At 40.3% G+C, this 17484-nt stretch carries 8 protein-coding genes and 3 pseudogenes; 6 read left to right on the top strand and 5 right to left on the bottom strand.

Annotated features, from left to right (window positions below; translation table 11 throughout):
- Positions 1-156: 156 nt before the first annotated feature.
- Together D5018_RS22180 and D5018_RS17840 are read left to right on the top strand one after the other, a co-directional pair.
- Positions 157-324 (top strand): annotated as a pseudogene (locus D5018_RS22180) (transposase); the annotation flags it as partial.
- Positions 325-648: 324 nt separating this feature from the next.
- On the top strand, positions 649-3771 hold the full coding sequence (locus tag D5018_RS17840; RefSeq protein ID WP_121840349.1) for a pentatricopeptide repeat-containing protein: 3123 nt from the start codon (positions 649-651) through the stop codon (positions 3769-3771).
- Between the two features lie 502 nt (positions 3772-4273).
- Here D5018_RS17840 and D5018_RS17830 read toward each other — a convergent pair.
- Positions 4274-4813 (bottom strand): annotated as a pseudogene (locus D5018_RS17830) (IS982 family transposase); the annotation flags it as partial.
- A gap of 217 nt (positions 4814-5030) precedes the next feature.
- Between D5018_RS17830 and tnpC the strand changes: the two are divergent.
- Positions 5031-6069 (top strand): annotated as a pseudogene (tnpC, locus tag D5018_RS17825) (IS66 family transposase).
- Between the two features lie 23 nt (positions 6070-6092).
- Positions 6093-6308, top strand: coding sequence for a hypothetical protein (locus D5018_RS22445; protein WP_243637466.1), 216 nt, complete (start codon positions 6093-6095; stop codon positions 6306-6308).
- Positions 6309-6670: 362 nt separating this feature from the next.
- Here D5018_RS22445 and D5018_RS17815 read toward each other — a convergent pair whose 3' ends face one another.
- Positions 6671-9292, bottom strand: a complete 2622-nt coding sequence (locus D5018_RS17815) for an ankyrin repeat domain-containing protein (protein ID WP_121840345.1) — start codon at positions 9290-9292, stop codon at positions 6671-6673.
- A gap of 366 nt (positions 9293-9658) precedes the next feature.
- Between D5018_RS17815 and D5018_RS17810 the strand changes: the two genes are divergently transcribed.
- Positions 9659-10576: a hypothetical protein gene (locus tag D5018_RS17810; protein ID WP_133309331.1), complete on the top strand. Its 918-nt coding sequence runs from the start codon at positions 9659-9661 to the stop codon at positions 10574-10576.
- A gap of 46 nt (positions 10577-10622) precedes the next feature.
- Here D5018_RS17810 and D5018_RS17805 read toward each other — a convergent pair whose 3' ends face one another.
- From D5018_RS17805 to D5018_RS17795, 3 genes are all read right to left on the bottom strand, one after another.
- Positions 10623-10934 carry a hypothetical protein gene (locus D5018_RS17805; protein ID WP_121840343.1) on the bottom strand — a complete coding sequence of 104 codons (312 nt, stop codon included), beginning with the start codon at positions 10932-10934 and terminating at the stop codon, positions 10623-10625.
- A 90-nt stretch (positions 10935-11024) separates the two neighbouring features.
- Entirely contained in the window at positions 11025-15425 is a 4401-nt protein-coding gene (locus D5018_RS17800; protein WP_121840342.1) for an ankyrin repeat domain-containing protein, read from the bottom strand.
- Between the two features lie 199 nt (positions 15426-15624).
- Positions 15625-16719 carry a hypothetical protein gene (locus D5018_RS17795; protein WP_121840341.1) on the bottom strand — a complete coding sequence of 365 codons (1095 nt, stop codon included), beginning with the start codon at positions 16717-16719 and terminating at the stop codon, positions 15625-15627.
- A 306-nt stretch (positions 16720-17025) separates the two neighbouring features.
- On the opposite strand from D5018_RS17795, the gene D5018_RS17790 reads away from it, so the two are divergent.
- The gene (locus D5018_RS17790) at positions 17026-17352 is read left to right on the top strand and encodes a hypothetical protein (protein ID WP_121840340.1); all 327 of its coding nucleotides are present in this window, start codon (positions 17026-17028) and stop codon (positions 17350-17352) included.
- The last annotated feature ends 132 nt before the right edge of the window (positions 17353-17484 follow it).

The following is a 17484-nucleotide window of genomic DNA, read 5'->3' as shown; positions in this document are numbered from 1 at the left end:
CGTGATTCCAATAAGTGCTTTTCTTCTTGGCTTAAGGATATTTCAATCATGGCTGTATGATGATCTCATTACAGAAAATTTCAAGTCTTTGTTTGAAAAAGTCGCATCTTGAATGATCACGGGTATAGATGAAAACATGAACCTAAAGCACATGATGTGTTCAACTGTATTCAGATATATTGTGGTAGGTTAGATTGCCAAGTAGTAGAGCTTAATGTTCAAGAGGATCATGTTCACCTTTTAGTAAAAATCCCCCCTAAATGCTCGACATCAGAATTACTCGGAGCAGTACAAGGTAGAACAGCAATAAGGTTATTTAAACAGCTCATCTTTTGTCTATTTTTCTTGCACCAAACACAGCAAGAGGAACCAATTTACTCCAATCAGTTACGATTAACTTGCCATCTAAAGTATAGATAAAATCCGTTTTCTTAAAACAACTATCCAATTCAAAGTTCTTGTTAGTGAGTATCAACTTGATAAATGTTTAGATTTAAGTATCTATTACGGTACGAGAGTATAATAGCTGTACAAAAAGCAATAATAACTGAACAGAAGTGAAGTTTTTATAAGAGATTTTTGTTTTAAATTCAAAGAATAGCTAGCATAAATCTAATTTGCAATTGTAAGCTATTCACACTAAAAAGCATGGCAGTTTCTAACTCACAAGATCACAGTGGATTTAGTCAAAATTATCATTTCGTTTTTAATACACTTAATCAAAATCCAAGCCAAGCCTCACGATATTTAAATTACCAGTATTCAACATTCGATCGCCATACACAACTGGCCACTGCATATAAAAATTTAAGTAGAAATGAGAAGGATAACCTTGTTCGTTTTTTTAAAAGACATCAAGGCTCTGATCGCCCATTACAAAAGGCTCAATTCTCGCTTTATAATACGAAAGTGCAAACCGCACTTCCCCCCTTTAGGAAAGCTAAATCAATTCTTGAACAGTTGAGTCAACGACAGATAACAATAGACCGCGCAGGTTACCTTTTAAACAGTTTAGTAAGTTCGTGCAACAAACTTTCATCACTTGTAAACATCATTCAAGAGATAACCCAATTTACCCCTAATACTCATTGGGATGTTAGACTTATTAATAAATTATTGCATAAAGCATTAGAGTTTGAAGATCTGGATCCATGTGATTTTAATGGCATTTTTACTGCAATCACAAATTTACGTTCAAATTTCGAAGCAAGAACTTGCACATTGCTGCTTCAATTAGCAAGATTAAATGCCAACATTTTAGATGCAAATAAATTGCTGTTTGGCAATGAATTCAATGACAGCTTGATTAGGCAGTGGGGGGTAAAACTCAACATTTCAATTTGTAATGCCTTTATTGCCGTTTGTGCCCAAACAGAGAACTTTGAACTCGCTTGGTCTCTGTTTTCTGGACATGAAGTTCTGATAAAACCTAAGAGTGGTGTGACTCCGGATACAATCACATGTTTAGCACTTCTTAAACTTTGTAGCACAACGGGGCACTTTTATGAAGCAAAGGCTTTGGTGCTAGGGGATATGCAAAGAGAAAAAAAGACCCCAAGTTTAATGAGTGTTTGGGGGGTTAAGCCTAATATAAAAATTTACAGCACTTTTATTGGTGTCTGCGCACAAACAAAAAACTTTGAACTAGCCTGGTCTTTGGTGGATGGCGATGAAGCCGTAATGAAAAAAGATCCCACTTTGACACCCGATGCAGTTACCTGTATTAACCTTCTTACACTATGTGATAAAACACAGAATTTCGAGGCTGCAAAGTTATTATTTCTAGGCACTGAAGATGACGTTAGTTTGATGAAGCAATGGCATCTTGAGCCTAATACTGCGATTTGTAATGCTTTTATTGGTGTTTGCGCTCAAACAGGGAATTTTGAAGATGCTTGGTCTTTGGTGGACGGAAACAAAGCGATAATGAAGCCCAGCACAAAGCTTGCCCCAAATGCACTTACCTGTACAAATCTCCTCAAACTTTGCGGAAATACAAGGCATTTTACTGAAGCTAACGAACTGTTTTTTATAAAAGAAAGCCTCATGACAAAATGGAACGTCAGCCGCAATACTGCAATTTGCAATGCCTTTATTGGTGTTTGTGCTCAAAGTGGGAATTTTGAAGACGCTTGGTCTTTAGTGAATGGAGCCAAAGCTATTTTGAAATATGGCACTAATCTGGCACCAGATGTAATCACCTGTGTAAATCTTCTTAAACTTTGCTCTGAGACACAGCGTTTCACTGAAGCAAGCGCATTGGTCTTAGGAGCTGGCAGTATGATGAATTCGTGGAGGATTGAGGCTGATGTTGTAATTTACAGTGCATTTATAGATGTTTGTACTCAGACAGGAAATTTTAAACCTGCTTGGTCACTGGTCTATGGCGACAAGGCGATCATGAAACCCGGCTCCCCCCTTGCACCCAATGCAACCACTTGTATAAACCTTCTGGCTCTTTGCGTTGCAACAAAGCATTTCGATGAGGCAAAAAAACTGTTTCCAACAAAAGAGGGTGATCTTGGCTTATTGAGCCTGTGGGGTGTAAAGCCTAACATTAAGCTCTTCTGTGCCTACATTGAAATGTGCACACAAGCAGGTGACTTTGAAAGCGCTTGGTCGTTAGTTCTTGGGGATAGAGCTGTTGTTAAGCCTGATAGTATTATCGCTCCTGATGCTGTAGCCTGTCTTAATCTTCTTACCCTTTGTGCCAAAACTAAACATTTTGCTGAAGCTAAAGAATTACTCTTTGGGAATGGAGAGGAGCCTAGTTTAATGAACAGCTGGGGAGTAGAGCCTAGAACTGCGATTTATAATGCTTATATTTATGTCTGCTCACAAACAGGAAATTTTGATGAGGCTTGGTCCCTAGTATGCGGAAGCCCCCCTATATTGAAACCAGATACAGCGCTAGCCGCAAATAACATCACCTGTACAAACCTTCTTACGCTCTGTAAAGAAACAAACCGTTTTTCAAAAGCAAAGGAGTTATTTTTAAGCAATCAAAACGCCCCTAGTCTTATCAAGCAATGGGGGATTGATCCCAATCTTGCAAATTGCTGCGCCTTTATGAGTGTTTGCGAGAAAATTGGAGATTTTGAGAGTGCCTGGTCGTTAGTGAATGGAGGCAACGCGTACTTACAACCCGGTTCAAAGCTCACACCAGATACTGCTACTTTCATAAACCTTCTCGTAATATGTGGTCAATTTGGACGTTTTCCTGAAGCTGAGAAATTGTTTTTAGAGACTGGAAGTTTGATGCAACAATGGGGAATTGAACCCAGTGATGACATTTGCAGTGCTTTTATTGATGTTTGCGCTAAAACAGGAAATTTTGATAGTGCAAAAAATGATTTACCCAAGATGTTGAAAAAATATGATTTCCCCCTATCACCTATGTTGTATAGTCAACTAACAATACTTGAAGAAGACAAATTCCCAAGTATGATTGAAACTGGCATTCGGCAGGGGTTATTCCTTCCTAGCATGGGATTGCAAGGTAACACTTTAAATTTGCATAGAAATAAAATCTTCCGCACCACTTTTGAATCAGGGGCTCACATTCGAGGAGTATCTTTGGATTTTGCCAAGTTATTATTCTCTTATCTGACAGAGAATAAAGGCCATATAATCACTTCTATTGTAACGGGTTACCACGGGTATGGCATATTAAAAGAAGGAATGGTGAGTCACCTTAAAGAGAAATACGGACTAAATTGTATAGAGAGAAAAAGCGACTCAGGAACAATTGTTTTAATTAAAGCGAGTTGAACTTTGCGGTTCATTACTCAACCAACTCACATTGGTAACCACATCATAGTAATGGCCAAAGCCACCATGCTGTGATAATTCCTAGCCAATTTATCGTATCGAATAGCTACTGCTCGATACATCTTTATTCTCAGGAATGCATTTTTAACCCAATGTCGATAGCGATAAAGGCACCAGTCGATATCATCACTTGCTATTCCTTTCCTTGAGGTAACATGCTGAGCTTTCAACTTTTTTATACGTTCCCTTAACAGCTGACTATCAAAGCCTTTATACGTAACGACGACCTCAGACTCGGGCTATGAGGTAATGAGCGATTTACCAACACTTACATGATGAACTTGTCCACCTGATAATTCAAAGTGAACAGATATCGCTAAATCACGCAGCCAACTGATGTTGTTAGGATTAAAGACCTTTGTCGCTATTTGTTCGCTAACCATACAGTGCAAAAGGATTATGTTAACGTGAGTTCGACGAAATTTAGATAGCCATTGGAAGATCACCTATTAGATTCTCTATCAATATGTGGCTTCAATGGCTGTTTAGTGTAAGCAATCAGTCCTGCTAGTAAGTTAACTGCAAAGTCAAATGGAGAACGGTGTCGAGTATGCTCAATTTGTGAAACGTTTTTTAGTTGGTCAATAACGCTCTCAATAACTGCTCTCTTGCGCAGCATTATTTTATCGAATGCTTTTAACGCCTTAGCTTTCATATTTTTTCTAACTTTTGTCACAAGATGGATATCATTTTCAGCTAACCAAGCGCGTAGCTTTTCAGAAAGGTAGCCTTTATCTCCATAAATCCAACCAACTAATTCACCAACCAGATCTGCTACAGGCTTGCGGTCATCAATATTTCCTTTCGTTACACAAAAAGACAAAAATTCACCTAAGTGGTTGATGACTAGATGCAATTTAAAGCCGTACTTCCACCCTGTCGATGATTTACCTCGCTCAGCTATTCCTTTAAATACTTTATGGCTTTGAATTCTAAGATTATTGCAAACAACAAGCGGTGTTGAATCTATAAATGATAACCCGGTCGGTTGACCTAAGCATCGACTCGGTTATAACAGACATTGATCAGACCCCTAGGTCACTTTTTTGATTTTATAGAATGTCAACGTGTGACCTCCTATTAGCCTTACTATCTTTTCCCTGTAACCATTCACCAAGCCCCTATTGATTTCTGTGAAACAAATCACTTGATCTAACATTGTTACTTGCTCGATCTTTTTATGGTGTTTTTATGTTCACATGAAAAAGAAAAAGCTATATGAGAAAGATGCGCCCCAGCCTTCAAATTTGATAGAAGCTAATTTACTCATACAAGAGCTCTGGCAAAAGCTTAGGGAGTATGAAGATAAGCTGAAGCAATCTTCTCGAAACTCATCAAAGTCACCCTCTTCAGATACACCTGAAGCTAAGGCGGAGCGAAAAAAGCTCAAATGCCTCGTAGCCGAAATAAGGTGGGCTCAGCCAGGCCACACGGGGCACAAAAGACCGTTAGCTGAATTGTCTGATACTGACAAAATCATTGAGTGCAAGCCTCAAGCTTGCTGCTCGGCTTGTCACCATCACATCAATGTAAATGAGCAATGTAGTCGCCGTCATCAAGTCTTCGATTTACCCAAAGTGCCTTTGGAAATTATTGAGTATCAAATCTTTCATGGACACTGTGAATATTGTAATGCCACCTACAAAGGGGAGTTACCTGAAACTGCCCCCAAAGGCCAAATCGGTGCTCGTTTAATGAGTCATATCGCAGTGTTGGCAGCAAAGTACCACTTAAGTGTTTCTCAAACTCGACAGCTGCTACTTGATCAATACGGAGTGACTTTTTCAACGGGAGCGATTTCAGAAGCACAAGGAAAAGTCAGTTCTATGCTCACTCCAACGCATCAAAGCTTGAAAGAGCATATCCACAAAGCTTTGTATGTTCATAGTGATGAAACTTCCCACTTTCGTAATGGTGAACAAGGAACTCGTTGGTGTTGGTTGATTTCATCACAAGATGCTGTATTTCAGACAGTTCGATACTTCAGAAATAAAGACAACGCTAAAATTTATGCTTGGTGAATGTAAGGACAACATTGTTATCACTGACCAATATGCGGCCTATAACTTCATTAACCCAGAAAAGCACCAGCTGTGCCTTGCTCATGTATTACGTAACCTTCAACAAATGGCGGATTACTCAGATGGTGGGCTGACTTCTCGCATAGGGAAGAAGTTGGTGCTAATCCTTCAAACTGTATTTCGAACTCTCAGCATCGATATGAGCAAAATCTACTAACGGAAGTTCAGTGGTTAAGAAGAATGCAACGTCTGAAACAGAGCTTTAAAAGCTTACTGGAAAAAGGCGCTGATACACCATCAGAGAGATACTCTGGCCGATGCCAACCTAGAGTATTGTCAGTGATTGAGACATGTAAAAAGCGTGGTCTATCGGCACTTGATGTCATATCGGAGATTGTTACAGCAGTAACAGAAAGAAAACCTTACCCAGACGTGTTCAACCTCACCAGCGATTAGTCAATACTTCGCTGGTGAATGATTACAAAAGCATCAAAGACAGCGTAAATTGGTCACTTCTGCTGCGTTATCGTTTGTTTATGTGGACTAACCACACCGCACAAACTCTGCCTTGCATAAGATAACCAATTTATCGCTGCAAAAATAATCACGAAAGATCAACACGCCCTAAATAGCATGGTGCAATTTCTAACTGATATCGAGCAGTTCGATTTTGTGCATTTATGAGATAGGCTACGTTCAGAAGTGTGATAACCAATCCTTTTACATTTTCAGTCATATTGAATTGTTGTAATTTAATTCTGGTTAAATCCGGATTTAACGCATCTAAATTCAACCAGTTCCATCAAGTCAACTTTGCTTTATAGAACCATTTTCTTTAATTCTTCTTTAGATGCATTTGTAGCATCAATCCCTCCCCATAAAAGTAGGGCTTTAACTACATCGTACTGCCTATGAAGGAAGGCAGCATGTATTGGCCTGCTGCCAGAGCCAGTATGCCTTTGCTCAGTAGCAAGTTCGAACTCAGGGTTTTCAGTTTGAAACTTGAGCATAACTTGAACGATTTGCTTATGACCATGTATGCACGCTGCCATAAAAGGAGTAGATTGGGTGATAGCATGAGGCAAAATGAATTGTTTAAACAGCGCCTTTTTCAAGCAAGGTGTGGTAGCTTCAACGTTTTTGCAAAATTCTAAAAAAAATTCCATTAAATTTACTTTACCTAATTCACAAACATAGTGAATCGGTGTCGAAAACCCTTCTTGTTCGACGGCTAACAATTCTCGTTCTAATTTTGGTTGTTCAATGAGCACGTCAAAAAGCAATTTTAACACACCAAGCCTTTCAAATTTACAAGCGGCATGGACAGGCGTTAACTTTGTTATGGGATGAATACTAAATATAGGCCTTATAAGACTCGGCCGCTCTCGACACAAGTCCAAATAGATTTTGACAATTCCTAACTTTCCTAGTGCGCAAGCATGCTGAAACGGGGTGGTTTTTGTTTTTATATCTGGTTCAAAAAGTACGTCTATAAAGCTTGATTGTCTTAAACAAAAATCTACAAAAATCTTTATCAAACTTGTATTCGATAATTGGCAAGACTTTTGAAAAGGTGTTAGGTTCGTCTTTGCATCACTTTGCCTTAAGCCAATATCAATCTTTAAGTGATTAGACTGATATTCAAGTAGCTTTTTTACTTCATTGTTTCTGCCTATCCAACAAGCAAAATAAAGGGGGGACATTAATTGTCGATTTTTTGGGGTTAACTCAACGTCTGGTTGTTGTAACAAAAACGACAATAATGCATCATTATGAAAAGCGATAGCGATATGAATCAATTGATAGTTACCCCCTACATTAGGAAGGTAGGTCGTCAACTCCTCATTCAAATCTATATGCTCTTTTAATAGATCGAGGATCGTAACAATTTCAGGCGAATTTAACCAAGCTTTCCAATTTAAATCGGTTAGGTCTACATTTTTTATTCCATGTGACGCAATCGCTTTAAAAACGCTTAACGAAGCGCCTTCTGATATAAATTGCCTAAGAATTTTTTCTTGTAGATAGGTATTTAGAACAGTCCAGCTCCGATTAACAGCAGAAACAGTTGGCTTAAGAATGGTTTCATGTGTATCTAACAACGTCTGCAGTGCTATTACATTCTCATGAATTTGATCATACCAACAGCTTAGAAAAATTGAACGATCTTTCTGTTTTGTCAAAAACTGTAATAATGCCTCACCACTAGATTCCTTAAATTTCATAATGAGGTTAAAAAGAAGAAATGGACGAGTATCTGGGGTTTTTAAGCATACAACCAATAATGCTGCATAGGCTGAAAAGTCATTAGCTTGTAATCGCTCGCACCAATATACAATATCAGTTGTGTAACGTGAAAGAGGCGGAACTTGTCCTTGGCAAATATTGGTATTGTGAAAAAAGAATGAAAGCTCTTGAGTAACATTGTCAATAACATGTCGCTTTAGTTTTTCATTATTGGGGGCAACTGCCGATTTTTTGAACATTAACCAAACTTTAAAATACACTGTCCAAGCAGCTTCATGAAACCGCTCTTGCAATCCTGTGAGTTTTTCTAAATCTTCATCACCAATATCCTCCACTCCTTCGCACTCATTTTTAACCCTTAGCATTTGTTCTGTATTTAGCAGATATTGGCTAACCCCAGTATTGAGCATCGTCAAAAACTTCGGCATTGATGTTACTAACAGGTCATAGATATGATGGGAGTACAAATGAATTAAAGGGTATTTAAAATGCACATCGGAATCTTCCTTTATGCCAGTGATCAACCATTTCGCCATGGTCATTATGTGGATACCCGTTTCATAACCCACCTCATTTAACAAAGCGATTGTGCTTTCTTCTTGCCATTGAGTAAACGTTTGGGAGAAAGGGTCAACCTTTTGTTTTGCCGACTTTAATAATCGTAACTGGATGCCTGATAGGCATTGCCATTCTGCCTCACAGTCTACCTCCATGGGAAAAGCGGCAAAAAATAATTTCTGATGATGCTTTTCCCACTTTGGGCACTCTGTAACTTGATGCAAAAGCATCGAAGTAAAGTCGGCAACCTGACTATCTGTGAGTTTACCACTTTGGTACATAGAGCGGATGAAATTGTCAAGCTTCGCAAGTCGAGGCAAATAATCTTGCTTACCCTCTTTATCAGAGCTATACAACTCAAGTGCTAAAGTCCTATATCGCTCTATGATTGCACCAAACTCTTGCATGACTAACACCTTAGAGTCAGTTTGCCGTTCAGAGGGTGCGGCTTTCATACAGGCAGTTGCTGAGCAAGGTAATTCAATAGTATGTCTACGAATAAATAAAATAAATGCATCAAATTGATCGAGTTGATTAATCAAATATTGGCGGCCGTTAAATACAGCAGTGTCCAGAGCAATGTTATCTAATGCGGCTGGCTGCAAAACATCATGATGTGATACTGAATGAATCATGAGTGAATCTTATGCCAAATGTAAAAAACATAAATGATGCTTTTTCTCAATGACGAAAAACGTTTGAATGATAATTGTGAGAATGAACAGGCCATGAATTACCCAATTGTCGTTTGATATTGTTACATACTAATCAGTTAATCCTTTCTTTTATTTGAACAAAGTATTGATTTGTACTCGGGATGTATGAGGCCACATATATAAGAAGCTGACTAGAAGGCTTGAGAGCATAGAATTAAAGGCATTAACGCATAGCCACACAAACTTAATGTGAAAGTTAAACTTTATTCACAAGAGTTGAATCAATATTTTCATGGAGTTACAAAGGGTTATTCTATTTTTTGCAGAAACGCTGGAGAAGTGTTGATGACTATACATAATGGCATGGGCTATAGAGTATTACCGACATATGGGTTGGGAACATTAGAAACGATAACAGATAAGGTTTCAGAACACTTACCGTCCGTTGATACCCTCGTCTCAGGTTCAATTCTAGTTGGTGCGACTTTTGGTTTAGGGAATAACCCTGGCGTTTGGTTGGGGGTGGGTGTGGGGATAGTCTACTGTGTGGTCTCCCATAACTCAGGAAGAATAGCTCAATTTTTTAAACCACAAGAAAATACTCATCAAGTACAAAGGCAGACAAATTTAGCTTTAACAACAAAAGCTCCAGAAAACCTAAATGTGAGCGGTTATAATGATTCAGAAAGCGACTCTGACACTGACGACGAGAATTTAAATCCTAGAGCCTATAAGATAATTGATAGTGACTTTTTTAAACCACAAGGTAGTACTCATCAAGAGCAAAGGCAAACAAATCCGGCTTTAACAATAACAGAGGATATTTCAGAGCCTGAAAGCTCAAATGAGAGCGATTCTGAAATCGTTGAAGAAAATGTGAATACGGAAGCAATAAAGCAATTTGATGATGATTCCCTCCCCACAATTACAAGCTCTACCGATTCTCCTGTCGCTAACGTTTTTAGCCCTTCCCCTTTCGCACCCAGTGATGACATGGCTTATACAGTAAAGCCATCACAGAGTTCTATAAACAGTGCTATAACCATTATGCCCACCTCTGAAGGAAGTAATGCTCTCCTCCTACAGCACTTAACTCAATTGCGGTTAGTTACAAACTCGATACCGGCTGATGTATTGCTAACAACTTTAGAAAGGCACTCATCCTTTAATGAGCTGAAGATTAAAATGACAGAAGATGGAAATTCGCAAGAAGTGATAGTGAAAGGCTTTCACTTTGTTAGCAATTCTGACAACCAAACCTAAAGACGCGGCTGAGGCTCTTGTCTGTTTTCTTGCGATAAAAAATAAGCTAGTCGTAAGAAAACGGCGTTATGATTGTATGAACGCTGAGTTTTGGGATCTTTTCTATGGTGCTTTCATTGCATCCAATGGAGTCCGCATTAACCCCAATCTCATCTTTTGCTGTAGTGCAACAACAAAAAAATGCTTTAAGCTTTAATCTGAGGTTACTCTGCTCCTCAGAGGCTTGAACGGATGATTTTAAACAATATTGGCTTACTGAACTTACCCACTCAGTTGCAGGTTCTGCTCTCATATGAGTCGAAGCTGGGCGCAACGTTTGGGAAGACGATATTTCAATGTTAGATTGGTTATCAATCATCTTTATCTCATCTCAATAATGTCGTTTAGGTTGCTTATTCTGAGTACAAGACATTTCTCTGCCAAAGCATTTTCTTTGTGGTATTTATCGCTAACGATTGTTTAAGAGCGCAATCATGTCATCATCATTTAGCTCCATCGCTAACGCTGAAGGCGTTTTGCCATTGGACTTTATATTAATGTCGGCGTTCGCTTTTAGAAGCTGCTGTACAACGTCCGTCTTTCTTTGCCATACCGCAAGATAAAGCGGCGTAACGCCATTGCGTGAAACGCTATTCACATTGGCATTTAGACCAATTAAATACGCAACTACTTCGCTTTTCCCTGCCGCACAAGCAATGTGTAATAAGCTCACCATATCGTCAGATGGCTTGTGTTCTAATAATAACTGAACATTGAACCCAGAAGGCGCAGACAGAATGAGCCTTTTAAGCTGATTTAGCTTACCGTTTGCGCACGCTGAAAGCAGCTTACTCACATATTCGTTGGTTAACCCTTTCACAGTGAACGCCACTTCAGTTTTTAAGGCTACCTCAGCGGCAGGGAAAGGTACGGCACTGGGTAAAGGCTTGGCCTCTTGTGCTGACTCCCCCGAATGAGTTGCAGCTTGAGCAGAAGGCATAACAGATTGAGGGTTAGGCACTGGTTTGGTGGAAGGGCTCGCCGAAAGCGATGGCGATGGCGATGGCGGAACATTACTCGCAGATTGTAATTCATTCATGGAAATGGCTTGCGGGATAGGCTTTTTGGGCTTTTGAGAAGACAATAGTGCTCCTTGAACTGCTTCAACATCCATGTTTTCCCGTTTGTCCAAAATTTGGCGTTTAATCAGACATAACACCACCCCTAACCCTGTTGCCCCAACGAGAGTCAACACTCCCGAAACCACCAAACCTGCGATTAAACCAGCACTATTGCCGTTACCCGGTTTAACTTCTACAATTGAGCTTGGTTGAGTTGTTATAGATACACTTTTAGCCTGACTAGACTCAAGGGTTAGAGTACGAGTTCGCTCTATTTCATTTTTAGCGATACATTCATTCACTAAGCCATCCAAAAATGACTCAATCGCTTCATCAAAATCCTCTTCTGTTAACCCTTTATAGTCATAATACGTAGATTTAGCACCTACAGCCTGAAGTGAGCACTTTTTAGATTGCGGTAAGCAAGGCTCAATATCTTCAAAGGTAATGGTTGAGCCGTTGTATTCCAATTCAAGATTGGAATTAAGCCGTAAACCTATGGTACCAAATTCAGGAAAGTCAGTTTCAAAACGCTCGACCAATTCGGTCACGTTGACGCTTTCGGAAAGATTAAAAGTAGGTGTATGTGGCGTGACTCCTGAATTGCAATTATCGGGCGAAACTTCTACTTTAGGCGCGCTTGTTATTGCCGCATCTAAATCTTGCTGAGCAATTTCACGCCATGTGAGATTGTTGGTAACACAACCGTTTTCCCTAAATTTAGGTTTCCATTGCGCGGTAAGTTGCGACCACTGTGTATGATTGGGTGAGCGATACACTAAGTCACTGCCATTTAAATAAACTGGCGTACTGGTGTTAAAGCTTTTTAACAAGTCAGAGTAATCGACAACATCCCCCCATTTGTCGGGTATGGCTGTAGTTAAACATGATTGTGGTGCGATAGGTGTGTCATCAAAAGCAAGTTTGAGGCTTTCTGGTTGAGAAACTCTAAGATTAAATGAACCAGGGTTACCACCAAAACAGGTTCCGAATCGAAACTGTGCATTAGAAATAAAATCGCTGCTACGCACAACTTTGCTGCCCTTTGAAATCAATACATCAGGGCTAACTGGGGAGTATCGAGTATAATAACCTCCAATTGGTAATTCATCGAGCAATAACGGCTGTTGCGGTGCATCAATAGCAATATATTCATTTTCAAGATCACATAAACTGGTAAATGGAACTGTAAGTCGATAATGAGTTATGCCTTTAAAACTGGGTTGGGGCTGCTCTGTTTGCAGGCATTGGTACTGGCTTTGAGAGCTATATGATAGTAATTCAGACCATGGGTATATACCACCCAAATAGCTGACTAATTGGTTTCCATTAATATGCAGCCCCACATCTGCCCAATTTGGTGCATGAACGGCAAACTCATTCGCCAATTGGGATGCATTTACCGCAGCTTCAGAAAAAGGTAAATTGTAAATCCCTCCCTTACAGTCATCAGCAGCGAAGCCGGGTAACTTATTTGCCACACTGTGTGCTTGTTGCAATGTTGCTAAATCCAAATTTTTCCATAAAGAAAGATTGTACACACAGCCTTGTTCAACTAAAGACGCCGCCGGTGACAACTGCTCTGTTATACTCTGCCAACTGGCTAAACCTTGGTAGCCTATGGGTAGACTTCCATTTACCGTTAAAAGTACATTAGGGTTAATTGAGAATGTGTTGGCTAAGTCATAAATTGGGAGCGTTGAGCCCAAGGTTGGCTGTGTAATTGATAAAACTGATTGATTACTGCATAAATCAGGTGCCGATGCTGCGGCTTCAAACGCTGCTTTGTATGCATCATAAGTTAGAGACTCGCTATTGTATTCCCCTTGGAGTTCACCGACACAGTCAGGTGTTGGCGTGAGAATGCGTAACTGCGCAATAAAGCTTTGCCAATAGACTCTTTTTTCACCATTATCTTGCAGCACCAGAGTGCTTTGCTCCGATTTTAAAGCGCGATTATAGGGCAGTCTACCGGTAGGCAGATCTGAAATATCAAAAGGCTGTGGTGTTTGATTACTTAAAATAAGTGCCTCTTCAGGCTGGCATACGTACGACTCAGATTCTGGTGCCGATTGAGAGGCGTTAAAAGCTGTTTGATAATCTTCAGCTGTTAAAAAATTAGTATTGACTTCCCCCTCCAACTCCCCTTGACAATGAACGTTAGGATAGAGTTCTTTGATTTTATTAATAAGAGTATTTGCTCGTACACGTTTAAAGCTGTTATCGCCGATTACGGCAGGGGGATTGCTGCTAGCAATTAACGCTTGATTTAGCGCACCTTGGTTTCTCCTTGGTAATGAATCAATGGGAATGGGCGCAGTGCTTGTTTGCTGAAATTGATATTGATTTTGTGCTGTGCAGTTATAGGCAACGTCATCAAGGGGGCGACAATTGGGAGGGATTGATTGAGAACCATTCTGAGGAGCAGAGCTAAATTCGCTACTCGGAATAGTGTTAGGGCATGAATTACTATACCTAACTCCCACTCCACCACCACAGCACAAAGCAGAATCTAATTTGTGCGCCGGAGCGTTATAATATCCTGAAAACAAAACTGATCCTACAAGATTTCCAGCCAAACGATCAGCTATTTCAATTCTTATCTCTAAATTACAATTTGCGTCTTTTACTTTAGTATAAATCTTACTTGTAAATAAATGCCTATTACCTAGAGCGCTACCAATTTGAATACTGAAAAAGCAAGACTGTTTTGTGGAAAAGGAGCTAGCATGCCAAACTCTGGTGACTGAAGCATCCATATTCGTACAAGGTACACAGCTTTGGTTAGTGCTATCAGTTGGGTTGACAGATTTCAAGCTTCTTCTTGTTATGTACTGCTTACTGTCAGCTGAAAAAGTACCGCCACCAAAGCTATCAATCCCTTTTACTTTATTTGCCGTCGCTGGCTGAGTATCAGTCTTAGGTAAAGGGTCACGCGGTTCATCAACTTTGACGGGCGGGCGATATAACCTGCTTTCCAATTTATCGGCTAGCGAGTCGAATTCAGAGGTATTTAAGGTTGCGTTTTGCGAATTAGGTTGGGTAGCGTGTTGTAATAGGGAAGATTCACTGGCATTGAGGGTGGTGTTAAATGACTGTGGTTCATTTACGCCTTTTAAGGTTCGTCCCGCACCTGCAAAGTGGGCTTTAGCCTCAGAGTTTAAACTTGAGTGTGGGTTTGTAGGTAATGCGCCAGTGCCATCAAGGGCAAACACGGTTTCAATATGACCGCCAGCCATTCCTCCGAGCATACTGCCAGCAATACCTCCTGCAAAGTTGGCAAATTGCCTAACAGGGACTGGTGTTTCATCAGACAAGCTTTCATTCACCAGCTTGGATGCCACATAGCCTCCTAACATGGATGAACCCGCCTTTAATGCGGTTTTTGCCGCGCACCAACTGGCGTAGCCTGAAGCCATAAATTCAGCCCCTGCCGCTACTATTTTTGCGTTTTGTGCCGTAGTGACCTTACCGACACCCCATTCAACCGCTCGTCCCGTTAAGTGAATACCACAAGCAGTGGCGCCACCTAACGCCGCCCCTGTAGGCCCACCAAAGAAAAGCCCGACTCCAACCCCTGTTCCAACCTTCCAAAGTGAGGTAGTGGTGTTTTTTATGGATTGAGAATAAGGCTGCGGTTGCTCGGCATCGAGCAAGAGCTTCACCGCTTCAGCATCTTGCCGACGCGAATCAGGGGTGGATTCATAGCAGCCTTGATAGTGCCAAGATGCCGTTAGCTCTGTGGTCATAGCCAATCCCAATCGTTAGTGTTATAGCTAATTTATCACCCAGAGCTGTATGGTTATTGAACCAAAAGTTTGTCAGAGACCAGCACTGCATAGGACTTAACGCCACGAAGATTATTCACTGCTTTTCAGCGTTCATCTATAAATCAAAAAATCGAGCTTTTTACTGACAAGAGAATGTTGATTAGCAGGAAGCATTGAGTTAAGAGCTTTGAGTATCAACTATATCGTGACTTTTCGAAGGAACCATTTCTTCGATTTCAAGACTAAGTGATTTAATTTTTTTGATTTGCCCAGCTGATATCCCCTTGGCTATCAACTCGGCCTCTGAAATTTCACCTTGTATTAGTTGCTTATGATATTGCTCTTTAGCATCAAGCGATAGCCGGTTATGTGGCTTATGTGGCTTATGTGGCTTATGTGGCTTATGTGGTTGAGGCTCTTTAGCTTTAAGGCTCGCAATTTGCCTGTCACTGAACCCTCTACTCCTTAATTCTGCATCTGTAATTTCACCTTTCATGAGTTGTTCATAATATTGCTTTCTGACCCTATATGGCAACAAATTGTGTCGCTTGTGCGCCTTAGGTGGCTTCGGTGGATTAGGCGCTTCTGTTTTAAGCTTTAAAATTTGCCAATCACTGAGACCGTGATCGGTTAACTCTGCCTCTGTAATATCACCGCTTTGAAGTTGCTGGTGAAAAGTACTTCTGGTGGAAAATGACAACCGATTAGGCCGTTTATATGGTTTAGGTTCCTCATATTTCAACCTTGCAATTTGCCCAGCACTTAGACCTTGAGCCGTTAAGAATTCCGGTGTAATTTCACCTTTTTGAAGCAGTCTGAAATAATTCATTCTGGTGGAAAATGACAGCCGTGTGCGTGGCTTGTGCGGTTGAGACTTTACGGTTTTGAAGTTTGAAATTTGCCTAGCGCTGTTACCTTGAGCACTTAAATTTGCCTCTGTAGCTGCTGGGAGATAAGAAGGGCAATCAACACCTGAGGCTTGCAAGGTCAGCACTCGACTGTCAAGCCCTATGCTACTTGCGGTGGTCTGAACCTTATAAGCAGCGCCTTCACTTTGTGCAAGCACCTCTTGCCTTGACGGTATAAGAGTTAAACCATTTAGAAGGGTGCGCTGAGAGTTGATAAAAAACACGTGCGGTAAAGGTGACTGCCTTGGACTTACTCCATATTGATGTTGATTGACCGTACACAGGAATGGAGCGTAGCCAACTTTCTCTATTGACGTTATTGGAGTTATTACTGGCGTAACTTGAAACTGATTAATGGGCAGCATTTAGTATTAAATTGCGTAGATTGAATGCAGATCCTAATAAAAACTGTTGCTATTTTGAAGAGAGCATCGATTAAACTTGTTTCATATTCTTTGCTGAACATTAATCGTAGCTGTACTGTAGAAGTTTGCTTCTGCTGAGACAGGTTAAATTATTATTAATTTGAATTGACTCTCCTACTACCTAACAATCAAAGACATTTCTGTTCACCTATCAAGTTCAGCCAAATATTAGCCAGTTTGATAACTGACTCAAATATTAACTCTAAGTTATCGTCATACCTGAGAAGGCAGGAGTGACAACAATGTTTGCTGAAGTTTGAAGGTGATCAGGAAGACATTTTAATCTACAAAAAAATTTGCCCTCCGACTTCAGTTAATGAAACGATGGATTTAGGCAATCAAATCAAACCTACCTACTTTCATTTTGCAAACCTTGTTAAGTTGCTCAAGCCTGAGGCTTGTCAATGGAAACAAATTGGTACCTTTCTTCGAATCCGCAATTACAAACTACAAGCCATTGATGATGAAGGAAGTCGCCTTGCGCCAAAGCTCACAAGAGTGCTTCTTGAATGGGTTCAAATGGAAGGAGCATGTGTCGAGACTTTGCAGACTGCTCTTAAACAAAGCCAATGAAATTATTTAGCATTAAACTACCCCGCAGCAAGCTGTCTCACCTTCGGCTCGACTTCGCTTCGCGAAGCGGGGTATTTATCTCAGAACAACGTTAACTGGTGATCTTTATGTAGCGCTTTGTACTTATCACCT

It is taken from the genome of Parashewanella curva (genome assembly GCF_003675895.1).
In the GTDB taxonomy this organism is placed as follows: domain Bacteria; phylum Pseudomonadota; class Gammaproteobacteria; order Enterobacterales; family Shewanellaceae; genus Parashewanella; species Parashewanella curva.
Note: the sequence above shows the minus strand (reverse complement) of the source record. Positions and strands in the feature narration are given on the sequence as shown.